Genomic DNA, 22,215 nt, shown 5'->3' with positions numbered 1-22,215 from the left:
GGCGCGGCGCGGCCCGGGGCGGACGCCTCGGTGGCCGTGGCCCGGGCGGGGCCCGGCGCGGTGGCGCGGAAGGCCGCGGGGCGGTGCGGGTCCCGGGCCGCGGCGCGGGCCATGGCTTCCCGGTAGCGCTCCACGGTGCCCTGCGCGGCCCGCGCCCAGGTGAACCGGGCGAGGACCCGCGCGCGTCCGGCCCTGCCGAGGCGGGCGCGGAGGCCGGCGTCCCCGAGCAGGCGCCCGAGCCCGGCGGCCAGGGCCCCCGAGTCGCCGGGCGGCACCGCGAGGCACGTCTCCCCGTCGGCCCCGGCGACCTCCGGGATGGCCCCGCCGGTCGTGGCGAGCAGCGGCGTCCCCGTGGCCATCGCCTCGGCCGCCGGCAGCGAGAAGCCCTCGTACAGCGAGGGCACGCAGGCCACCTGGGCCGAGCGCACCAGGTCGACGAGTTCCTCGTCGGTGATGCCCTTGACGAACTCCACCGCGCCGTCGAGGCCGTAGCGTTCGATGGCCGCGGCGACCGGACCGTCCTCGGCGCGCTTGCCGACGACGACGAGGTGCGCGGCCGGGTGCTCGGTCCTGACCTTCGCGAGCGCCTCGACGAGGTGGATCAGGCCCTTGAGCGGGACGTCGGCGCTGGACGTCGTCACGATCCGGCCCGGCACCTCCGGCACGGCCGGGTCGGGCGAGAAGAGGTCGGTGTCGGCGCCGATGTGGACGACGTCGATCCGCTCCGGCCGGACGCCGAGGTGGTCGACGATCTCCTGGCGCGAGGTGCCCGAGACCGTGACGACGGACGGCAGGCGGCGCGCGACGCGCTTCTGCATGCGCGTGAAGGCGTACCACCGGCGCACGGACGCGCGGCGCTTCCAGTCGGCGGCCGCGTCCAGCTCAAGGCGGCGGTCGACGGTGATGGGGTGGTGGATGGTCGTCACCAGCGGGGCGCCGAGGTCGCCGAGGAGGCCGTAGCCGAGCGTCTGGTTGTCGTGGATGACGTCGAACGCGCCGCGCCGGGCGCGCAGGTGGCGCCGGGCCCGCAGGCTGAAGGTGACCGGCTCGGGGAAGCCGCCGGTCCACATCGTGGCCACTTCGAGGGCGTCGATCCAGTCGCGGTACTCGTCGCGCCTCGGCGTGCGGAAGGGGTCCGGCTGGCGGTAGAGGTCCAGGCTCGGCAGCTCGGTCAGGCTGAGGCCGTCGAGCCCCTCGCCCTCGTCGAGCACGGGGTAGGGCTGGGCGCCGATGACCTCGACCCGGTGGCCGAGGCGGGCCAGTTCGCGCGAGAGGTGGCGGACGTACACACCCTGTCCGCCGCAGAACGGGTTCCCTTTGTACGTCAGGAGCGCGATGCGCAGCGCGCGGTCGCCGTCGTGGGCCGACCCCGGCGGGGGGCCCGCCTTACTGGCCTCAGCCGTCACTGTAGGCCCCCTTCTTCCCTCAGCTCCCGGCGAGACTACGTCGGGACGGTAATGTAGAACAAGTTTCAGAGTTTGTTCCCCGCATGACCGCCCTTGATCGCCGGACGAGCTCGAATCTACCGGCAGGTAGCCACACCGGAAGGACCGGACCAGGTGATTCGCGCCACGGCGACCGCCCTGCCATGCTGTGCGGTCGGCTGCGGCCCTTCACGGGCCCCGGGCGGGCCCCCGGGACGGCCCCGGGCCGCCGGGAGCAGGCAGCGGCCGGCGGGACCGGCGGAACGACGGCGGGGCAACGGGACTGACGGGACGACGGGACGATGACAGCTCACGCGAAGACGGCAGGGGCGCGGGCGGTGGCGTCGCCGCCCCTCACCGAGCGCCAGGAGGCGCGCCGCCGCCGCATCCTGCACGCCAGCGCCCAGCTCGCCAGCCGCGGCGGCTTCGACGCGGTCCAGATGCGGGAGGTCGCCGAGGCCGCCGGGGTCGCGCTCGGCACGCTGTACCGCTACTTCCCCTCCAAGGTGCACCTGCTGGTGGCGACCATGCAGGACCAGCTCCAGCACCTGCACGCCACGCTGCGCAAGCACCCGCCCGCCGGTGCGACGCCCGCCGAGCGGGTGGCCGAGACGCTGATGCGGGCCTTTCGCGCGCTCCAGCGCGAGCCGCACCTCGCCGACGCGATGGTGCGCGCCCTGACCTTCGCCGACCGGTCCGTGAGCCCCGAGGTGGACACGGTCTCGCGGCTCACCACGGCCATCGTCCTGGACGCGATGGGCCTGGACGACGGCCGGCCGACGCCGGCGCAGCTCTCCGCGGTGCGGGTCGTCGAGCACACCTGGCACTCCGCCCTGATCACCTGGCTCTCCGGCCGGGCCTCCATCGCCCAGGTGAAGATCGACATCGAGATGGTGTGCCGCCTGATCGACCTGACGGCGGCGGAGGCGGAGTAGCCGCGCCCGTACGCCGGGGGCGCGCCGGGGACCCCGTACGCCGGAGCCCGCGCCGCGGCGCCCGCCTCCGCGCCGGGGAACCCGTACGGCGGCCCGCCGGACAGGCCCTGGTCGCCCTAGTCCTCGTCCTCCGGCGGGAACACCACCTCCCCGCTGTCCGCCAGGGTGATCGTGATCGCCTCCACCGGGCAGCTCTCGGCGGCCTCCAGGACGGCCTCGGCGGCGTCGGTCTCCGGCTCCCTGGGATGCGACTGGCGCGCGGAGTCCAGGACGAAGCCGTCCGGCGCGGCGCCCACGCACATCCCGGAGCCGATGCACACGGACCGGTCGACCTCGACGTGCCAGCGGTCGCCCATCAGACCCCGGCCTCCCCCGGGCCGGACGGGGACCCGGCCGCGGGCTCGGCCCCGTACCCGGCGGGCAGGTGGATCATCTTGTGCTCGAAGTACTCGCCGTACCCCTCGGGCCCGAACTCCCGCCCGAGCCCGGAGTCCTTGTAGCCGCCGAACGGGCCGCGCATGTCGATGCCGAAGGTGTTCACGGAGTACGTGCCGGTGCGCACCCGGCGCGCCACGTCCAGGCCGCGCTCGACGTCGGCGGTCCAGACGCTGCCGCTGAGGCCGTAGTCGGAGTCGTCCGCGATGCGCACGGCCTCGTCCTCGTCGCCGTACTCGATGAGGCAGACGACGGGGCCGAAGATCTCCTCGCGGGCGACGCGCATGGAGTTGTCGACGCCGCCGAGGAGCGTCGGCTCGACGTACCAGCCACGGTCGAACCCGGCCGGGCGGCCGCCGCCCGCGAGGACCTTGGCGCCCTCCTCCTGGCCGATGCGGACGTAGTCGAGCGCGCGCCGCCGCTGCCGCTCGGCGACCAGCGGCCCCAGCTCGGTCGCCGGGTCCAGCGGGTCGCCGACCTTCAGCGCGGACGCGGCGGCGGCGAAGGCGTCGGCGAACTCACCGGCGCGGGAGCGGGGCACGAGAACGCGGGTCTGCGCCACGCAGGCCTGGCCGTTGAGCATCCAGGCGAACGGCGCGATGCCCGCGACCGCGCTCGCCGCGTCGGCGTCGGGCAGCACCACGGCGGCGGACTTGCCGCCCAGCTCCAGGGTGACGCGCGTGAGGTGGCGGGCGCAGACCTCCATGACCCGCTTGCCCGCGGCCACCGACCCGGTGAACGACACCTTGTCGACGCCCGGGTGCCCGACCAGGTACTCGCTCACCTCCCGATCGGCGCTGACGACGGAGAGCACGCCCTCGGGCAGCCCCGCCTCGACGGCGAGTTCGGCGAGCACGTACGCGTCGAGCGGCGTCTCCGGCGAGGTCTTGAGGATCACCGGACAGCCCGCGAGCAGCGCCGGGGCGAGCTTGGCGGCGGCGGTGAACTGCGGCACGTTCCACGGCACGACGGCGGCGACGACGCCCACCGGTTCGCGCCGCACCAGGATCGGCCCGAGCACGCCGGCGCGCGGCTCCTCGTAGGTGAAGTCCCGCGCCGTGCCGATCGCCGCGTCCCACACCATCATCGCGGCCAGGGCCTGCATCATCACGGACGCGGTGATCGGGGTGCCGTTCTCGGAGCTGATGATCCGGGCGATCTCCTCGTGGCGCGCGGCGAAGCCGTCCTTGATCCGCGTGACCACGTCGATCCGCTCGTCCAGGCCCATCCGCGGCCAGGGTCCCGCGTCGAAGGCCTCGCGCGCGCGGGCCACGGCCCGGTCGACGTCGGCGCGCGACGCGTGCGGCACCCGCGCGAACACCTCGCCGGTGTGCGGCGAGACGACCTCGATGACGTCCTGACCGAGCGGATCGGTCAACTCCCCGCCGATGAACAGCTTGTTGTGTTCCACGAGCTCCGTCATGACCGACCGCCTCCTGCGTGCGTCGTCGTACGCGAATCGTGCGGGGCTGCTCCCTGAGGTTTCTGACGCTGTCTCAGAACTGATATCAGTTCTAGTTATAGTGGGCAACGGCCGTGCGGCCGCGGGCGGCGGGCGCGGAGACGGGGGCTGCGATGACCCAGGTACCGGGCGCGGGCGTGACCGACCACGGCGGCGGGGTGTGGAGCGTCGCCGTGCCGATCCCCGACAACCCCCTCGGCCACACCCTGGTGCACCTGCTCGACACCGACCGCGGCCCGGTCCTGGTCGACACCGGCTGGGACGACCCGGACTCGTGGGACGTCCTGGTCGCCGGGCTCGCCGCGTGCGGCGCGGACGTCGGCGACGTGTACGGCGTGCTGCTCACCCACCACCACCCGGACCACCACGGCCTCTCGGCGCGGGTGCGGGCCGCGTCCGGGGCGTGGCTCGCCATGCACGAGGCCGACGCGCACGTGGTGCGGCGCACCCGGGAGTACCCGATGGAGCGGTGGTACGGGTACATGGCGGACAAGCTCACCGCCGCGGGCGCGCCCGCGGCGCACGTGGCACCGCTGCTCGCCGCCCGGGACGCGGGCCGCACCCCCCGGCTCGCCGCCCACCCCCCGGCCCTGCCCGACCGGCCGCTCCCGCCCGGCGAGCTGCTCGACCTGCCCGGCCGCCGGCTGCGCGCGGTCTGGACGCCGGGGCACACGCCCGGCCACGTGTGCCTGCACCTGGAGGAGGCGCACCCGGCGCGGCTGCCGGGCCGGGGCCGCCTGTTCAGCGGCGACCACCTGCTGCCGGGCATCACCCCGCACATCGGCCTGTACGAGGATCCCGACAACACCACGGTCACCGACCCCCTCGGGGACTACCTGGACTCCCTGGAGCGGGTCGGGCGCCTGGGCGCCGCCGAGGTGCTCCCCGCCCACCAGCACGGCTTCGCCCACGCGCCCGCCCGGGTGCGGGAGCTGCTCGCGCACCACGAGGCCCGGCTCGCGGGCCTGCGCGCGCTCCTCGCCGAGCCCCGCACGCCCTGGCAGCTCGCCGAGCGCATGGAGTGGAACCGCCCCTGGGCCGACATCCCCGCGGGCTCCCGCACCATCGCCGTCTCCGAGGCGGAGGCGCACCTGCGCAGGCTGGTGAAGCTGGGGCGGGCGGAGGCGGTGCCGGGGAGCGAGCCGGTGGCGTACGTCGCGGTGTGAGGCGTACGCGGGGCCGGTGCGACCCGGGGCCCGGCGGGGGCGCGCGGCGGGAGGGCCCGGGGCCCGGGGCCCGGGTGCCACGGCCGGACGGGCCGCGCGTCCCCGGTGGCGGGCGGGCCGCGGGCGCCGGTGGCAGGCGGGCCGCGCGTTCCCGGCCGGCCCGTGACCGGAGGGGGAGGCCGTCCCCGCCTGGCCGGGAGGTGCGGCCTACGGGCCGGTAGAGTAAGCGGGTCGTCATCACGTACGCACGAGGGAACGCCAGTGCGAAGCCGCACCGGCCGCCCGGACGTCTCCGGGCCCCGGCCCCGTCCGGGCCCGGCGAGCCGGAGCACCTCGTGCCGCGCGTGACCGGCTCGCGTCATCGGGACCGTACCGATGGCCGGCACCGTCGAGGCACACGGAGCCGGAGCCGCCCGGTACCCCAGCCGTGCCGTGCCGCCCGGCTCCCCGCAGGGAGAGGCACCCGCCGCATCATGAACGTTCGCCGCAGCGCAGCAGCCCTGGCCGCCGCCGTCGCCCTCGGCACGGCCGCGGCCCCGGCCGCCCTCGCCGACGAGGCCTCGCCCTCGCCCTCCGCGGCGCTGCCGTCGGGTCTGTACGGCACGGCCGACCCGAAGTTCGACGGCGTGTTCCGGCAGTCGTACGCGCTCCTCGCCCAGGACGTCGCCGGGGTGCGCCCCGCGGAGAAGGCCGTGGACTGGCTGACCGGCCAGCAGTGCGCGAGCGGCGGCTTCCCCGCGTACCGCGCCGACGCGGGCGAGCCCTGCGACTCCAAGACCCAGGTCGACAGCAACTCCACGGCCGCGGCCGTGCAGGCCCTCGCCGCGCTCGGCGGGCAGAAGAAGGCCGTCGACAAGGGCGTGGCCTGGCTGAAGTCCGTGCAGAACCAGGACGGCGGCTGGGGCTACACCCCCGGCCTGCCGAGCGACGCCAACTCCACCGGCATCGTGATCGGCGCCCTCGCCGCGGCCGGGCAGAAGCCCGCGGGCCAGACGTCGCAGCAGGGCAGGTCGCCGTACGACGCGCTGACGAAGCTCGCGATGGACTGCGGCACCGGCGGCGGCGCCTTCGGCCTCGCCGACGCCCGGTCGGGCCGGACCGCCCCGAACGCCGACGCCACCGCCGCCGGTGTCCTCGGCGCCCTCGGCAAGGGCCTGGTCGTGGCCCCGGCCGGGAAGGACGCCAAGGCGCCGCGGTGCGCGCCCGCCGACTCGGCGAAGCAGGCCGCCGCCAACGGCACCGGCTACCTCCTGGACGCCCTCGGCGCGTCCGGGTACCTGAAGTCCTCGCTGCCGGGCTCCACCGACAAGCCGGACGTCGGCAACACCGCCGACGCGGTGGTCGCGCTCGCCGCGGCCGGCCAGGGCGCGCAGGCGAAGAAGTCCGCCGAGTGGCTCGCGGGCCACTCCGCCGCGTGGGCGAAGCGCGGCGGCCCCGCCGCCTACGCCCAGCTCGTCCTCGCCGCCCACGCCACGGGCCTCGACCCGCGTGACTTCGGCGGCGCCGACCTGGTCAAGCAGCTCAACGCCACCGGCCCGGCCCCGCAGCAGCAGGCGTCCGACGAGCGGACGAAGAAGCCGAAGGCGGACTCCGACTCCGACGACGGCGGCGTCAGCGTCTGGTGGATCGTCGGCGTGGGCCTGGTCGCGGGCGCGGGCATCGGGTTCCTGCTCAGCGGCCGCAAGAAGACCGGGCTGTGACAGCCTCGGCCCCCGCACCCGCCGGGCGGGGCCCGGCCCGCCGCGCGACCGGCGGCCCGGCCCGCCCGCGCACCGCCCTGGGCTCCGCCCTGGGCGCGCTCCTCGCGCTGATCTCCTCGATCTCCTTGTTCTCCGCCACGCCTGCCGGCGCGGCGGAGTACCGCTACTGGTCGTTCTGGCAGCGCGGCTCCGACGGCTGGGTGTACGCCACGCAGGGTCCTTCCATCGCCCGGCCGGACGACCGGGACGTGGTGGGCTTCCGCTTCGCCGTGTCCGCCGACGCCGGGTCCGCGAAGAAGCCGCGCGGGCAGGCCGACTTCGACGCCATCTGCGCGGACACCCGGGCCGACGACGGGCGCAAGCGGGTCGCGGTCGTCCTCGACTTCGGCGTGCCCGCCGACGCGCCGGGCGGGCAGCGGCCGCCCAAGCCGCGCACCGCGTGCGCCCGCGTCGCCGAGGACGGCTCCGCCGCGGACGCGCTCGCCGCCGTCGCCAAGCCGCTGCGCTACGACAGCAGCGCGCTCCTGTGCGCCATCTCCGGCTACCCGAGGACCGGCTGCGGCGAGCCGGTGTCGGGACAGCGGGAGCGGCCGGGAACGGCGAGTGACCGGGGCGAGGCGGACGGCGGGGGCGACGGCGGCCCGTCGCTCGGCCTGATCGCCGGTGCCGCCGCCGTGGCCGTGCTCGGCGCCGCCGCCGTCTGGCAGGCCCGCCGCCGCCGCGGCTGAACCGGACACCCCGATGACAAGCACGCCCGGCACCCCCGGCTCCCCACGCCGCCGGTTCGCCGCGCCCGAGGCGCACCGGTCCAACGCCCTGCATCCGGGTGCCTGGTGGCTGTGGGCGCTGGGGCTGGCCACCGCCGCGTCGCGTACCACCAATCCGCTGCTCATCGGGCTGCTCGTCGCGGTCGCCGGGTACGTGGTCGCGGCGCGGCGCACCTCCGCGCCCTGGGCGCGCGCGTACGGCGCGTTCGTGAAGATCGCCCTCGTCGTCATCGGCATCCGCCTGGTCTTCGCCGTGTTCCTCGGCTCGCCGATCCCGGGCACCCACCTCCTGGTCACGCTGCCGGAGGTGCCGCTGCCGGACTGGGCGCAGGGGGTGCGGATCGGCGGCCGGGTCACCGCGGAGGGCGTGGTGTTCGCGCTGTACGACGGGGTGCGCCTCGCGGGCCTGCTGATCTGCGTCGGCGCCGCGAACGCCCTGGCCAGCCCGGCCCGGCTGCTGAAGGCGCTGCCCGGCGCGCTGTACGAGGCGGGGGTCGCCGTCGTCGTCGCGATGACGTTCGCCCCGAACCTGGTCGCCGACGTGCAGCGGCTGCGGGCCGCGCGCCGGCTGCGCGGGCGGGCGGACCGCGGGGTGCGCGGGCTGCTCCAGGTCGGCCTCCCGGTCCTGGAGGGCGCCCTCGAACGGTCCGTGGCCCTGGCCGCCGCGATGGACGCGCGCGGCTTCGGGCGCACCGCCGCCGTACCCGCCCGGGTGCGCAGGACCACCGCCGCCCTCACCCTCGGCGGGCTCATGGGCGTCTGCGCGGGCGCGTACGGGCTGCTCACCGCGGACGGCGGGACGTACGGCCTGCCGGTGCTCGGCGCCGGGCTCGCCGCCGCGCTCGGGGGGCTGTGGCTCGGCGGGCGGCGGGCGGTGCGCACCCGCTACCGGCCCGACGCCTGGGGCGCCCGCGCCTGGCTCGTCGCCGGGTCCGGCGCCGCCGTCGCGGCCCTGATGACCGCCGCCGAGGCCGCTCCTCTGCACCCCGGCGTCGTACCGCTGGTCGCGCCGGAGCTGCCGCTGTGGCCCGCGGCGGCGATCCTGCTCGGCCTGCTGCCCGCGTTCGTGGCGCCCGTCCCGCCGCCCGAGCAGGCCCCCGCCCCCCGTCCGTCCCGAGCCGCCGCCAAGGAGCCCACCTCATGACCATGATCCGGTTCGAGGACGTCTCCGTACGCTACGAGGGCGCGCCGGAGCCGACCGTCCAGGGCGTGGACCTGTCCGTGCCCGAGGGCGAGCTGGTCCTCGTCGTCGGCCCGTCCGGCGTCGGCAAGTCGACCCTGCTCGGCACGGTCAGCGGCCTCGTGCCGCACTTCACGGGCGGCACCCTGCGCGGGCGGGTGACCGTGGCGGGCCGCGACACCCGTACCCACAAGCCGCGCGAGCTCGCCGACGTCGTCGGCACCGTCGGCCAGGACCCGCTCGCCCACTTCGTGACGGACACCGTCGAGGACGAGCTGGCGTACGGCATGGAGTCGCTCGGCCTCGCGCCGGACGTGATGCGCCGCCGCGTCGAGGAGACCCTCGACCTCCTGGGCCTGGCCGACCTGCGCGACCGCCCCCTCGGCACGCTCTCCGGCGGCCAGCGGCAGCGCGTGGCCATCGGCTCCGTCCTCACCCCGCACCCGCGGGTCCTGGTCCTGGACGAGCCGACCTCCGCCCTCGACCCGGCCGCGGCGGAGGAGGTCCTCGCGGTCCTCCAGCGCCTGGTCCACGACCTGGGCACCACGGTTTTGATGGCCGAGCACCGCCTGGAGCGCGTCGTCCAGTACGCCGACCAGGTGCTGCTGCTCCCCTCCCCCGGCGAGGCCCCGGTCCTGGGCGACCCGGCCGCGCTGATGGCCGTCTCGCCGGTGTACCCGCCGGTCGTGGCGCTGGGCAGACTGGCGGGGCTCGCGCCGCTGCCGCTGACGGTCCGCGACGCGCGCCGCGCGTCGGCCGGGCTGCGCGAGCGCCTGGCCGGGGTCACCCCGCCCGAGCGCGCGGGGGCGCCCGCCGCCACGGCGCCGGAGCCGGCCCCGGCCGGGCGGTGGTGGCCGCTGCGGAAGAAGGGGACCCCGGTCCACGCGCAGCCCGCGGCCGGTGCCCGGGTCGAGGGGCTCGCGGTGCGCCGGGGCCGCGTCGAGGCGCTGCGGCACGTCGACCTCACCGTGGCGCCCGGCGAGACCGTCGCGCTCATGGGCCGCAACGGCGCGGGCAAGTCCACCCTCCTGTCCACCCTGGTCGGCCTGGTGCCGCCGACGGCCGGGACCGTCCGCGTCGGCGGCGCCGTCCCGCACCGCACGGCGCCGCGCGACCTGATCCGCCGCGTCGGCCTCGTCCCCCAGGAGCCGCGCGACCTGCTGTACGCCGACACGGTCGCGGCCGAGTGCGCCGCCGCCGACCACGACGCCGGGGCGCCCGCGGGCCGCTGCCGCGCCCTGGTGGCGGAGCTGCTGCCGGGCATCGCGGACGACACGCACCCCCGGGACCTGTCGGAGGGCCAGCGGCTGGCCCTCGCCCTGGCGGTCGTCCTCACCGCGCGCCCGCCCCTGCTGCTGCTCGACGAGCCGACCCGCGGCCTGGACTACGCGGCCAAGGCCCGCCTGGTCGCGATCCTGCGCGGCCTCGCCGCCGAGGGCCACGCGACCGTCCTCGCCACGCACGACGTGGAGCTGGCGGCCGAGCTGGCCCACCGCGTGGTGATCCTCGCCGACGGCGAGATCGTGGCCGACGGCCCGACCGCCGAGGTGGTCGTGTCGTCCCCGGCCTTCGCCCCTCAGGTCACCAAGGTCCTGGCACCGGAGAGCTGGCTGACGGTGACACAGGTACGGGAGGCACTGGAGGCGGCTGATGAGTGAGGCGGGCCCGAACGGGAGCGCCCCGAAGGAGCGCGGGGCCCGGACATGGGCGGCTCCACCGCGTGGGCACGACAAGCCGCACACGACCCGCGGAAAGCCACCGGCCGCTGCCCCCCAGGCAGGCCAAGCACGCCCCATCCGCCTGGGAAGGCGATCGGCCACCGCGCTGGCCCTGGTCACCGCCGTAGGCGTGGTCGCCTTCGGCTGGCCCCTGCTCGCCGGGCCGGACTCAGGCCTGGGCGCGCACGCGCAGGACGCCCCCTGGCTCTTCGCCGCGCTGCTCCCGCTGCTGCTCGGGGTGGTCGTGGCGACCGTCTCCGACGGCGGCCTGGACGCCAAGTCCGTCGCCATGCTCGGGGTGCTCGCCGCCGCCGGGGCCGCGCTGCGCCCGCTCGGGGCGGGCACGGCCGGGATCGAGCCGATGTTCTTCCTGATGGTGCTGAGCGGGCGCGTGCTCGGCCCCGGCTTCGGCTTCGTGCTCGGCGCGGTGTCGATGTTCGCCTCGGCGCTGCTGACCGGCGGGGTCGGGCCGTGGCTGCCGTTCCAGATGCTCGCCATGGGCTGGGTGTGCCTGGGCGCCGGGCTGCTGCCCGGCCCCCACACCCTGCGCGGGCGCCGCGAGCTGTGGCTGCTCGGGGCCTACGGGGCGGTGGCCTCCGTCCTCTACGGCACCGTGATGAACCTCCAGGGCTGGCCCTACCTCTCCGGCCTGGCGACCGGCGTCTCCTACGTGCCGGGTGACGCGGTCGGCGACAACTTGGCGCGCTTCGCGGCGTACTGCCTGGCCACCTCGCTGGGCTGGGACCTGCCGCGCGCCGTGCTCACGGTGGTGCTGAGCCTCGCGCTCGGCCCGGCCGTCCTGAAGGCGCTGCGCCGGGCCACGCGACGGGCCGCGTTCGAGGCGCCGGTCACATTCGAGGAGCCGCGCGGGTAGCGCCTCGTACGCGCGGGGTGAGAACGAGGGGGTGCTCCTGGTGAGGCGCCCCACAGGACTTAGGTCCTCTACTAGCCGGCGCCGTAGCCGAACCCCTTGTCGAGCCCATGCCAATACCGCCTCTGACCTGGGCATTGAGAGCCAGATCACAGCGGGGCCCTTCGTCCCGGGTGCGAGTTCCACTAGTAAGAGGGGGGCATTGCCAGGGCTTCCCGGGCCTGTTTCTCTGGATGAGTCGCACGGCGCCGAACGGCCGTACACGAGCCCCCCGGGCCCACCGGGAAAACGCTCAAGGCCTCGGCGCCGGTGCATTGCCCCCGCTCTTGCCGGGCGGGAGCGGCAAGCACCCGCGACCACCCTGTACCCCACCGGAAGGTCCTCTGTGTCCGTCACGCTCCTCCGCCGCATCGCCAGCCCGAAGAAGGCCCTCGCCGGCGGCGCCCTCGCCGTCGCCGCCACCGGCATGGTCTTCGCCGCGGCCCCCGCCCAGGCCGCCCCGGCGTCCGACTCGGCCAAGGCCGTGGCGCAGCGAGTGATCGGTGACTCCGCCCAGTTCCAGTGCTTCGACCGGATCGTCTCCCACGAGAGCGGCTGGAACGTCACCGCCACGAACTCCTCCTCCGGCGCCTACGGCCTGGTCCAGGCCCTGCCCGGCTCCAAGATGGCCTCGGCGGGCTCCGACTGGAAGACCAACGCCGAGACCCAGATCAAGTGGGGCCACAAGTACATGAACGAGCGCTACGGCAGCCCGTGCGCGGCTTGGAGCCACTGGCAGGCCAACGGCTGGTACTAGGCCTGGCCCCTGGGCCTTGAGCAGTGAGGCGGTCACCCCCGGCGGGGTGGCCGCCTTTCCCGCGCTCCGCGCCTTGTCCTCAAACGCCGGACGGGCTGAATCCGTCCGCTGGGCGCCGTCGTCAGCTCCCCGCAAATCGCCGCTCCGCGCCTTGTCCTCAATCGCCGGACAGGCTGGATCCCACGGCTGCCCGCCGTCGCCGGCCCCCCGTAAATCGCCGCTCCGCGCATCGTCCTCAAACGCCGGACGGGCTGGATCCTGCGTACGCGCCGTCGTCAGCTGACCGTGATTCCGCCGCTCCGCGCCTTGTCCTCAAACGCCGGACGGGCTGAATCCGTCCGCTGGGCGCCGTAGGCGGCTCACGGACAGCCGACGACGGCGAGTCGGGGAGGTTTCAGCCCGTCCGGCGTTTGAGGACGAGGCGCGGAGCGCCTATGGAGGGGGAGAGGGGCGGAGCCCCAGACGGGCGGCGGCCTTCGGTCGGCAGGGCTACAGGCGCTGCAGGATCGTGGCGGTGGCCAAAGCTCCACCCGCACACATCGTCACCAGGGCGAACTCCCCGTCACGCCGCTCCAGCTCATGCAGCGCCGTGGTCAGCAGCCGCACCCCGCTCGCCCCCACGGGATGCCCCAGCGCGATCGCGCCCCCGTTCACGTTCACCTTCTCCAGGTCCTGCTCGAAGACCCGCGCCCAGCTCAGCACCACGGAGGCGAAGGCCTCGTTGACCTCCACCAGGTCGATGTCGCGCAGGGACATCCCGGCCCTGCCCAGCACGGCCCGCGTGGCGTCGACGGGGCCGTCGAGGTGGAAGTGCGGGTCGGCCCCCACCAGCGCCTGGGCGACGACCCGGGCGCGCGGCCTGAGCTTCAGGGCCCGCGCCATCCGCTTGGACGCCCACAGCAGGGCCGCCGCCCCGTCCGAGATCTGCGAGGAGTTCCCCGCGGTGTGCACGGCGGTCGGCATGACCGGCTTGAGCCCCGCGAGCGCCTCCAGGGACGTGTCGCGTAACCCCTCGTCGCGGTGGACGAGCCGCCACATCCCCTGCCCGGCGGCCTGCTCCTCCTCGGTGGTGGGCACCTGCACGGCGAAGGTCTCCCGCTTGAAGCGCTCCTCGGCCCACGCGGCGGCCGCCCGCTCCTGGGACAGCAGCCCGAGGGCGTCCACGTCGCGCCGGGCGAGCCCGCGCCTGCGCGCGATGCGCTCGGCGGCCTCGAACTGGTTGGGCAGGTCGACGTTCCACTCGTCGGGGAACGGCTTGCCGGGACCGTGCTTGCTGCCCGAGCCCAGCGGCACCCGGGACATCGACTCCACCCCGCAACTGATGCCGATGTCGATCACGCCCGCCGCGACCATGTTGGCGACCATGTGGCTCGCCTGCTGCGACGACCCGCACTGGCAGTCGACGGTCGTCGCCGCCGTCTCGGGGGCCAGGCCCATGGCGAGCCACGCCGTGCGCGCCGGGTTCATGGACTGCTCGCCCGCGTGCGTGACGGTGCCGCCGACGATCTGCTCGACGCAGTCGGCGTGGATGCCGGTCCGGTCGAGGAGTTCGCGGTACGTCTCGCCGAGCAGATAGGCCGGGTGGAGGTTGGCGAGGGCCCCTCCGCGCCTCCCGATCGGGGTGCGTACGGCTTCGACGATGACAGGTTCGGCGGCCATGAGCTCGTCCTCTCCTCCGGATGGAACGGGACGTCCCGGCGCCCCGCCCGCGCGCGGGAACTGGTACGCGTTCTAGTTCTGTCCAGCAGTCTGCTGAGCCCCACCCCGCCCCCGCAAGGGTCGTGCACACACCCCGGCCCCGGCCCGCGCGCAACGAACGGCCCCACGACCCTTGCCACTTATAGAACCCGTTACTACCTTTCGAGCCGACTATTGATGGACCGTCAGTATTTACTGATGGCCCGTCAGCACTCCGGAGCACCCTCCGGGCCCCCGCTCCACAGCCGTCCCTGGAGTTCCCGATGCCCTGTCCCGCGCTGCCCGACGGGTTCGACTTCACCGACCCGGACGTCCTGCAAGACCGCGTGCCCTTCCCGGAGTTCGCACGCCTCAGGCAGGTGGAGCCGGTGCACTGGGTGGCCCAGCGGCCCGGGGTCGCGGGGTACGACGACGCGGGCTACTGGGCGGTGACCCGGCACGAGGACGTCAAGTACGTCTCCACGCACCCGGAGTTGTTCTCCTCCAGCGCCAACACGGCGATCATCCGCTTCAACGAGTCCATCAGCCGCGACAGCATCGACGCCCAGAAGCTCATCATGCTCAACATGGACCCGCCCGAGCACACCCGGGTCCGCCAGATCGTGCAGCGCGGCTTCACGCCCCGGGCCGTGCGCTCCCTGGAGCGGGCGCTGCGCGAGCGTGCCGACGCGGTCGTCCGGGCCGCCCTGGAGGGCGCCGCGGCCGACGGCCGCTTCGACTTCGTCACCAGGGTCGCCGTCGAGCTCCCGCTCCAGGCCATCGCCGAACTCATCGGCGTCCCCCAGGAGGACCGCGCCAAGATCTTCGACTGGTCCAACAAGATGGCGGCGTACGACGACCCGGAGTACGCGGTCACCGAGGAGGTCGGCGCCGAGGCCGCCATGGAGATCGTCTCGTACGCGATGAACCTCGCCGCCGCCCGCAAGGAGTGCCCGGCCGACGACATCGTCAGCCGGCTCGTCGCGGCGGAGGACGAGGGGAACCTCTCCTCCGACGAGTTCGGCTTCTTCGTGATCCTGCTCGCCGTCGCGGGCAACGAGACCACCCGCAACGCCATCACGCACGGCATGCACGCCTTCCTCACCCACCCCGCGCAGTGGGAGCTGTTCCTCCGGGAGCGGCCGCGCACGGCCGCCGAGGAGATCGTGCGCTGGGCCACCCCGGTGGTCGCCTTCCAGCGCACGGCCACCGAGGACACCGAGCTGGGCTGCGCCCGGATCCGCCGGGGCGACCGCGTCGGGATCTTCTACTCCTCCGCCAACCACGACCCCGACGTCTTCGACGACCCCGGCGCCTTCGACATCACCCGCGACCCGAACCCCCACCTCGGCTTCGGCGGCGGCGGCCCGCACTTCTGCCTCGGCAAGTCGCTGGCGGTCCTGGAGATCGACCTCATCTTCGACGCCGTCGCCGCGACCATGCCCGGCCTGCGCCTGGCCGGGGAGCCGCGGCGGCTGCGCTCGGCCTGGCTCAACGGCGTCAAGGAGCTCCAGGTCGCCGTCCGCTGACCCGCGTCCGCCGCCGGACGTCCCCAGGCCGGGCCCCGCGGAAGGCCGGGCCCAACGGGAGGCGAGGGCACACCCCTACGCCCCGCCCCCGCCTCCCGTGGCCCGGACGTCCTCGGGATTCCGCCATATGTTCATGTGATCGACGCGGCACGCCAACGTTTTGCGCACCTCACGCGTCTTGAGGGAAGGACAACACCCGTCAAGAACCTCAAGACTTCGAACGGAAACGGTGACCGTGGTCTCTGCGGACCTCTCGCTCCTCCCGGCCGGCAGCTCGCCCACGGAGCGGAAGGGCCCCTTCCGCGTGTTCCGTTCCTTCTACCGGCGCCACCGCGTACCCGTCCTCGCCACGGCCCCCACCCTGCCCCTGTACGCGCTGTGGGCGGCCGTCCTCGCCACCGGCGGCGGCGACCTCGCCGCGCAGCAGGCCTGGGCGCGCTTCGCCGACGACCACGGCTCGGCCGCCTACGGCCTCTTCTGGTACGGCGGCATGCACACGGCCAACTACAGCGTCATCTCCCCGTACGTCATGGCCGCGCTCGGCGTGAAGACCGTCACCGTCCTGTCCGGGATCGCCGGCGCCTGGCTGGTCGCGGTGGTCATCGAGCGGGCCGGGGTGCGCCGCCCGCTCGCCCCGGCCGTGCTCGCCTCGCTCGCCGTGTGGTGCAACGTGGCCTCCGGGCGCACCACGTTCGCGCTCGGCGTCGCCTTCGGCCTCGGCGCGGTGCTCGCGCTCCTGGGCACCCGCCGCCTCACCGTCGCCGCGCTCTGCTCGGCCCTCGCCACCATGGCCTCCCCCGTGGCGGGCCTGTTCCTGCTGGTGGCCGGGGCGGGCTACGTCCTCGTCCGGGACTGGGGGCGGGCGCTGGTCCTGCTGGTGCCGCCGGTGGTGGTCGTGGCCACCACGACCGTGCTCTTCCCCTTCAAGGGCGAGCACCTGATGTGGGCGGACCGGGTGTTCCCGCCGGTCTTCTTCAGCCTGACCCTGATCGTCGCCGGGCCGCGCGAGTGGCGGGTGCTCCGCCGGGGCGCGGGCGTGTACGCGGCCGGGACCGTCCTGACGTACCTCATCCCGTCCCCGGTCGGCACGAACGTCGAGCGGCTCGCCGAACTGGTGGCGCCCGCGCTGCTCCTGGCCGCACTGCTGACCCCGGCGCTGACCGCGATGCGCCGGATGGCGCTGGTCACGGCCCTCGTGCTGTCGACGGCGTGGGTGGCGCAGAAGACCGCCGACGACCTGGAGGTGTCGACGGCCGTCCCGGCGTGGGCGACGGACACCGACGGCGTGGTGGACGCCCTGCGGCGGCTCGGCGCCGACCGGGGCCGGGTCGAGGTGGTCCCGGCCCGCAACCACCGCGAGGCCACCGCGCTCGCCCCGTACGTGAACATGGCCCGCGGCTGGAACCGCCAGCTCGACATCGAGCGGGGCCGCCTGTTCTACGACGGCTCGTTCTCCGCGGCCACGTACCGGGCCTGGCTCGACAAGTGGGCGGTCGGCTTCGTGGTCCTGCCGTCCGGCCGCCCGGACGGGCCCGCCCTGGACGAGGCCGCGCTGGTGGCGAGCGGCCCGGCCTGGCTGGAGCCGGTGTGGAAGGACGAGCACTGGCGGGTCTTCCGCGTGAGGAACGCCGTGCCGATGGCGTCGGCCCCCGCCTCCGTGGTCCGCTCCACCAGTACGGAGGTGGTGGTACGGGTCCCGGAGCGGGGGCCGGTGACGGTGCGGATCGTGTACTCGCCGTGGCTGCGGGCCGAGGGCGCGTGCCTGGCGAAGCAGGGCGACTTCACCCGGCTCACCGTGCCCGCGCCCGGCACGTACACGATCAGCTCGGGGTACGGTCGCCCGTCGCGTCCTGCCCGCTGCTGAGCGGGCCCGGACCGGAGCCGCCCGGCTTCCCGGCCGCGCCGTCCGGGGCCCCGGCCCCGTCGCCGGCGGCCCGGGGCTCGGCGGTACCGGGCTCGGCGGTACCGGCCTTCGCGGTTCCGGGCTTCGCAGTCCCGGTCTTCGCGGCCCCGGCCTTCGCAAGCCCGGTCTTCGCAGTCCCGGCCTCGGCCTTCCCGGCCTCGGTGCCCGCGGCCTTCTCCGTGCCGGTGGCCGCCTCCGCCGTGCGGGGCACCTCCGCCTCCGGGGGCGCGCCCCCCGCCGTGGCGACCGCGACCACCTGCTTCACCCGCGGCCCCTGGAGCACGTACGTCAGGCCGAAGCCGGTGCCCACCACGGCCGCGCCGCCCACCGCGTCGAGCACCCAGTGGTTGCCGGTGCCCACGATCGCGCACACCGTGAAGAACGGGTGCAGCAGGCCCAGGACCTTCATCCACCACTTCGGCGCGAGGATCGCTATGACCAGGCCGCACCAGAGCGACCAGCCGAAGTGCAGCGAGGGCATCGCCGCGTACTGGTTGGTGAGCTTCGTGAGCGTGCCGTAGTCCGGCTGCGAGAAGTCCTGCGGGCCGTGGACGGTGTCGATGAAGCCGAGGCCGGGCATCAGGCGGGGCGGCGCCAGCGGGTAGCCCCAGAAGCCGACGAGCGCCAGGATCGTGGCGAAGCCGAGCGCCGAGCGCGCCCAGCGGTACTGCGCCGGGCGGCGCAGGTAGAGCACGGCGAGCACGCTCAGCGGCACCACGAAGTGGAACGACGTGTAGTAGAAGTTGAAGAAGGACTCCATCCACGGCGTGCGCGACGTCAGGTGGTTGAACCAGTGCTCGACGTCGATGTGCAGGAACTGCTCGATGGAGTGGATCTGCTCCCCGTGGTGCTCGGCCCGCTCGCGCCCGCCGGAGATGGTGCCGCCGGTCGCCGCGAGCCGGGTCTGCTGGTAGGCGGAGTAGCCGACGCGGATCAGGAGGAGTTCGAGCAGCAGGTTCGGCCGGGTGAGCACGCGCCGCCAGACCGGGAACAGCGGCACCCACGACCACCGCGCCGGCACCGGAGCGGCGTACGAGGTGGGGATCGGCGTGCGGTACTCCGGCGCGGTCCGGGACAGGAACGGCACGAACAGCGCGGAGGCCAGCGCGGCCAGCAGGACGACGTTGTCGCGCAGCGGCTCCAGGACCGACATGTTCGGCAGCATCATCTTCGACGGCAGCGTCATCACCAGGACGATGGCGATGGGCCACACGTACCGGTCCGAGGCGCGTCTGCCGACCCGGCCGACCACCGCGAGCAGCAGCCACAGGAGCTGGTGCTGCCAGCTCGTCGGGGACACGGCGATGGCCACGCAGCCGGTGAGCGCGACCGCGAGCAGCAGCTGCCCGTCGCGCGCGTACGTCACCGCGCGGCGCAGGCCGAGGACGGCGACGGCCGCGCCCAGGGCGAGGAACAGCGCGATCTCCACCGGGCCCTCCAGGCCGAGGCGGAGGAGGGCGCCGTGCAGCGACTGGTTGGCGTTGGCGTCGGGGTTGGCGCCGAGGCCCGCGCCCGCCAGGTGGTGCACCCAGTACGTCCACGAGTCGTGCGGCAGGGCCGCCCAGGCGACGGCGGTGAGCGCGGCGAAGGTGGCGCCGAGGGACGCGGTGGCCTTCCTGCGGCCGGTGAACCACAGCAGCGGTGCGAAGAGCAGCACCGCCGGCTGGAGCGCGGCGGCCACGCCGACGAGGACGCCGCAGGTCCGCTCGCCGCGCACGGCGAAGCAGCCGAGCAGGACGAGCAGCACCGGGATGATGCTGGTCTGCCCCAGGTGCAGCGCGTTGCGCACCGGCAGGGAGAGCATGAGCAGGCAGATCGCGACGGGCGCCGCGAGCAGCGAGGTGCGCCGGGACACGGGCTGCGGCAGGGCGCGGGCGGCGACCAGGCCGAGCGCGGCGACCAGGCCCAGCGTGCCGAAGGTCCAGGCCCAGCCGAGGGCCTGCTCGGCCGCGCTGGTCAGCGGCTTGAGGACGAGCCCGGCGAACGGCGTGCCGGTGAACTTGTCCGCGTCGTACAGCGAGCCCTTCACGTGCAGGACACCGTTCGGCCCGACCCAGGTCTCCAGGTCGGTCAGCCGCTCGCCCTTGGGGGTGCGCAGGACGACGGCCGCCTGCCGGACGGCGAGGACGGCGGCGATCAGCCACAGGGCGACACGGATCGCCGCGATCCGCGCCGTGGGCGAACCGGACGGTCCCGCGTCCAAGGCGTTCCCCGGTCCCCTCTGCTCAACATTCGCCACGCCCTGTCGGCCCTCCCGCCCCATCCGTGCATCCTCGGTCAACGCGCCAGGAGATCCGCGATCTCGCCGCAGGGGCCCGCGTGCCCCTGACTGAGACGCGCGCGATCCCCTCTTCACCTGGCAGCCACACCGCTTTCTATCGGCTTTTCGACTCCGGTGCCCAACCGGGGTACCGCCCCGGGCCCGGCCCCGCACGGCGCCCCGCCCCCGGCGCGGGGGCCCGCACCCGGTCTTTCCCCGCACGTCTCCGTTCCCGGAGTGCCCGGTTCCCGGCCCGGGACGCGACATAGATCACAAGAGCGCCATGTCCGCACTGGACCATCTTGATCCGTTTGAGCTGCGTACAGCCACTTTTGCCGCCCTGCGGAAACGGAGGGTCACAATCCGTAAAGGTGCTGCCTCCACCTATCGTCGTCGACTTGTCCTGTTGTCGACCGAAAGGCAGGCGAGCGAGCCCTTGCCGTACGCCAACCCCGTCGCACTCCGCACACAGGCGGCGCCGTCCCCCGCGGGACCCCGCACCCCGGAGACCGCCGAGGCCACCGTCACCGACCCGGCGCTCGTGAAGCGCGCCGTGAAGGCGGCGGCGCTCGGCAACGCGATGGAGTGGTTCGACTTCGGCGTCTACAGCTACATCGCGGTCACGCTGGGCAAGGTGTTCTTCCCGTCCGGCAACCCGACGGCGCAGCTCCTGTCCACCTTCGGCGCGTTCGCCGCCGCGTTCCTCATCCGCCCGCTGGGCGGGATGGTCTTCGGCCCGCTGGGCGACCGCGTGGGCCGCCAGAAGATCCTCGCCCTCACCATGATCATGATGGCCGCGGGCACCTTCGCCATCGGCCTCATCCCCTCGTACGCGACGATCGGCGTCTGGGCGCCCGTCCTGCTCCTGGCCGCCCGCCTCGTGCAGGGCTTCTCCACCGGCGGCGAGTACGCGGGCGCCTCCACCTTCATCGCCGAGTACGCCCCCGACAAGCGGCGCGGCTTCCTCGGGAGCTGGCTGGAGTTCGGCACGCTCGCCGGCTACATCGGCGGCGCGGGCCTGGTGACCCTGATGACCGCGCTGCTCTCCACGGACGACCTGCTCTCCTGGGGCTGGCGCGTGCCGTTCCTCATCGCGGGCCCGATGGGCCTGATCGGCCTGTACCTGCGGCTGCGGCTGGAGGAGACCCCGGCGTTCGCCGCCCAGCTGGAGAAGGCCCACGCCGACGAGCGCACCCGCGAGAAGGTCCGGCTGCGCGACCTGGTGACGTCCCAGTGGCGGGCCCTGCTCCTGTGCGTGGGCCTGGTCCTCGTCTTCAACGTCACCGACTACATGCTCCTGTCGTACATGCCGACGTACCTGACCAGCGAGATGAAGTACGACGAGACGCACGGCCTGCTCGTCGTGCTCGCGGTGATGGCGCTGATGATGTGCGTCCAGCCGTTCGCCGGCGCGCTCACGGACCGCGTCGGCCGCCGCCCGGTCATCGCCGCGGGCTGCGCGGGCTTCCTGCTCCTGTCCGTGCCCGCCCTGCTCCTGATCCGCACCGGCTCCCTGTGGGCCATCGCCCTCGGCATGGCCGCCCTCGGCCTGCTCCTGGTCTGCTTCACCGCGTCCATGCCGTCGGCGCTCCCGGCCCTGTTCCCGACCGAGGTCCGCTACGGCTCGCTGTCCATCGGCTTCAACGTCTCCGTGTCCGTCTTCGGCGGTACGACGCCGCTGGTGGTCACCGCACTCATCGGCGCGACCGGGGACAGGATGATGCCCGCGTACTACATGATGGCCGCGGCGGTGGTCGGCGGCTTCGCCGTCTGGCGCATGACGGAGTCGGCGGGACAGCCGCTGCCGGGGTCGGCGCCCTCCCACTGACCCTGGCCCCTGGGCCTCGGGCGGTTTACCCCTTCCCACCCGCCCACCCACCCGGCCCGGCCCGGCACGCACGCCCGGCCCGGCACGCACGCGCGGCCCCGGCCTGGCGGCTCACCGTCCGTCGTCGGGGATTTCCGGACCCGCCGCTTCGCGACGGATGCTTCCCGCCCACCCACCCGCCCGGCCCCGCGGACACGCGCGGCCCCGAGCTAGCGGCTCACGGCCCGTCGGCGGGGACTTTCGGACCCGCCGCTTAGCGACGGGTGTCACGCCCGGCCCCCGCGGACACGCGCGGCCCCGGCCTGGCGGCTCGCGGTCCGTCGGCGGGGATTCCGGGGCGGGGGGTGGTTTTCAGCCCGTCCGGCGTTTGAGGACGAGGCGCGGAGCGCCGGTTGCGGGGTCCAGGGGCGGCGCCCCTGGTTTCGGGAAGGGGTGGGATTGGGGAGCCCCCGGCAGGGGCCCCCCCCCCCCCCCCCCCAGGCCCCCCCGGGCCCCCCCACCCCCCCCCCCCCCCGGGGCCCCCCGGGGCACCAAAATAGCCGGCCACCACACCCCCGCGGGCCC

16 protein-coding genes are annotated in these 22,215 nt (G+C 74.9%); 11 read left to right on the top strand and 5 right to left on the bottom strand.

All coding sequences use genetic code 11. From position 1 onward, the window contains the following. On the bottom strand, positions 1-1,406 hold a 1,406-nt coding region (locus QK440_RS37105), incomplete at its 3' end, for a glycosyltransferase family 4 protein (protein WP_282797671.1). A 320-nt stretch (positions 1,407-1,726) separates the two neighbouring features. Here QK440_RS37105 and QK440_RS37100 point away from each other — a divergent pair. After that, a complete protein-coding gene (locus QK440_RS37100; RefSeq protein ID WP_190140498.1) occupies positions 1,727-2,359 on the top strand; it encodes a TetR family transcriptional regulator in 633 nt (210 codons plus the stop codon). Positions 2,360-2,475: 116 nt separating this feature from the next. Here the strand turns inward: QK440_RS37100 and QK440_RS37095 are convergent, their stop codons facing one another. Then, entirely contained in the window at positions 2,476-2,715 is a 240-nt protein-coding gene (locus tag QK440_RS37095; protein WP_282797670.1) for a ferredoxin, read from the bottom strand. Further along, positions 2,715-4,217: an aldehyde dehydrogenase gene (locus tag QK440_RS37090; protein WP_282797669.1), complete on the bottom strand. Its 1,503-nt coding sequence runs from the start codon at positions 4,215-4,217 to the stop codon at positions 2,715-2,717. The genes QK440_RS37095 and QK440_RS37090 overlap by 1 nt, the downstream gene beginning before the upstream one ends. 152 nt (positions 4,218-4,369) lie before the next feature. Here QK440_RS37090 and QK440_RS37085 point away from each other — a divergent pair, with 152 nt between their 5' ends. The 7 genes from QK440_RS37085 to QK440_RS37055 all read left to right on the top strand — a co-directional run bounded on the left by QK440_RS37085 (position 4,370) and on the right by QK440_RS37055 (position 12,454). Beyond that, the gene (locus QK440_RS37085; RefSeq protein ID WP_282797668.1) at positions 4,370-5,422 is read left to right on the top strand and encodes an MBL fold metallo-hydrolase; all 1,053 of its coding nucleotides are present in this window, start codon (positions 4,370-4,372) and stop codon (positions 5,420-5,422) included. Between the two features lie 473 nt (positions 5,423-5,895). Beyond that, a complete protein-coding gene (locus tag QK440_RS37080; RefSeq protein ID WP_282797667.1) occupies positions 5,896-7,122 on the top strand; it encodes a prenyltransferase/squalene oxidase repeat-containing protein in 1,227 nt (408 codons plus the stop codon). A gap of 89 nt (positions 7,123-7,211) precedes the next feature. Beyond that, entirely contained in the window at positions 7,212-7,850 is a 639-nt protein-coding gene (locus tag QK440_RS37075) for an SCO2322 family protein (RefSeq protein WP_282797676.1), read from the top strand. Positions 7,851-7,863: 13 nt separating this feature from the next. Beyond that, entirely contained in the window at positions 7,864-9,033 is a 1,170-nt protein-coding gene (locus QK440_RS37070; RefSeq protein WP_282797666.1) for a CbiQ family ECF transporter T component, read from the top strand. A gap of 2 nt (positions 9,034-9,035) precedes the next feature. Then, complete coding sequence (locus QK440_RS37065; protein ID WP_282797675.1) at positions 9,036-10,727, top strand: ABC transporter ATP-binding protein; 1,692 nt, start codon at positions 9,036-9,038, stop codon at positions 10,725-10,727. Positions 10,728-10,863: 136 nt separating this feature from the next. Next, positions 10,864-11,661, top strand: a complete 798-nt coding sequence (locus QK440_RS37060) for an ECF transporter S component (RefSeq protein ID WP_282797674.1) — start codon at positions 10,864-10,866, stop codon at positions 11,659-11,661. A 382-nt stretch (positions 11,662-12,043) separates the two neighbouring features. Then, a complete protein-coding gene (locus tag QK440_RS37055) occupies positions 12,044-12,454 on the top strand; it encodes a transglycosylase SLT domain-containing protein (RefSeq protein WP_282797665.1) in 411 nt (136 codons plus the stop codon). Positions 12,455-12,943: 489 nt separating this feature from the next. Here the strand turns inward: QK440_RS37055 and QK440_RS37050 are convergent, their stop codons facing one another. Beyond that, positions 12,944-14,113, bottom strand: coding sequence for a steroid 3-ketoacyl-CoA thiolase (locus QK440_RS37050; protein WP_282797664.1), 1,170 nt, complete (start codon positions 14,111-14,113; stop codon positions 12,944-12,946). Between the two features lie 302 nt (positions 14,114-14,415). Here QK440_RS37050 and QK440_RS37045 point away from each other — a divergent pair, with 302 nt between their 5' ends. Then, positions 14,416-15,660, top strand: coding sequence for a cytochrome P450 (locus QK440_RS37045; protein ID WP_282797663.1), 1,245 nt, complete (start codon positions 14,416-14,418; stop codon positions 15,658-15,660). Between the two features lie 304 nt (positions 15,661-15,964). After that, positions 15,965-17,524, top strand: a complete 1,560-nt coding sequence (locus QK440_RS37040; protein WP_282797673.1) for a hypothetical protein — start codon at positions 15,965-15,967, stop codon at positions 17,522-17,524. Here the strand turns inward: QK440_RS37040 and QK440_RS37035 are convergent. Beyond that, positions 17,481-19,826 carry a phosphatase PAP2 family protein gene (locus QK440_RS37035; protein WP_282797672.1) on the bottom strand — a complete coding sequence of 782 codons (2,346 nt, stop codon included), beginning with the start codon at positions 19,824-19,826 and terminating at the stop codon, positions 17,481-17,483. The genes QK440_RS37040 and QK440_RS37035 overlap by 44 nt on opposite strands. A gap of 403 nt (positions 19,827-20,229) precedes the next feature. Here QK440_RS37035 and proP point away from each other — a divergent pair, with 403 nt between their 5' ends. Next, positions 20,230-21,651, top strand: coding sequence for a glycine betaine/L-proline transporter ProP (gene proP / locus QK440_RS37030; RefSeq protein WP_282797662.1), 1,422 nt, complete (start codon positions 20,230-20,232; stop codon positions 21,649-21,651). Positions 21,652-22,215 lie beyond the last annotated feature (564 nt).

Source organism: Streptomyces sp. CC224B (assembly GCF_030010595.1).
Classification (GTDB): domain Bacteria; phylum Actinomycetota; class Actinomycetes; order Streptomycetales; family Streptomycetaceae; genus Streptomyces; species Streptomyces longispororuber.
This window is presented reverse-complemented; position numbering and strand designations above follow the sequence as displayed.

Coding starts and splice junctions, on each gene's coding strand:
- QK440_RS37065 (WP_282797675.1), top strand. CDS start 9,036: ATGATCCGGTTCGAGGACGTCTCCGTACGCTACGAGGGCGCGCCGGAG.
- QK440_RS37080 (WP_282797667.1), top strand. CDS start 5,896: ATGAACGTTCGCCGCAGCGCAGCAGCCCTGGCCGCCGCCGTCGCCCTC.
- QK440_RS37035 (WP_282797672.1), bottom strand. CDS start 19,826: ATGGGGCGGGAGGGCCGACAGGGCGTGGCGAATGTTGAGCAGAGGGGA.
- QK440_RS37095 (WP_282797670.1), bottom strand. CDS start 2,715: ATGGGCGACCGCTGGCACGTCGAGGTCGACCGGTCCGTGTGCATCGGC.
- QK440_RS37045 (WP_282797663.1), top strand. CDS start 14,416: ATGCCCTGTCCCGCGCTGCCCGACGGGTTCGACTTCACCGACCCGGAC.
- QK440_RS37050 (WP_282797664.1), bottom strand. CDS start 14,113: ATGGCCGCCGAACCTGTCATCGTCGAAGCCGTACGCACCCCGATCGGG.
- QK440_RS37070 (WP_282797666.1), top strand. CDS start 7,864: ATGACAAGCACGCCCGGCACCCCCGGCTCCCCACGCCGCCGGTTCGCC.
- QK440_RS37085 (WP_282797668.1), top strand. CDS start 4,370: ATGACCCAGGTACCGGGCGCGGGCGTGACCGACCACGGCGGCGGGGTG.
- QK440_RS37090 (WP_282797669.1), bottom strand. CDS start 4,217: ATGACGGAGCTCGTGGAACACAACAAGCTGTTCATCGGCGGGGAGTTG.
- QK440_RS37100 (WP_190140498.1), top strand. CDS start 1,727: ATGACAGCTCACGCGAAGACGGCAGGGGCGCGGGCGGTGGCGTCGCCG.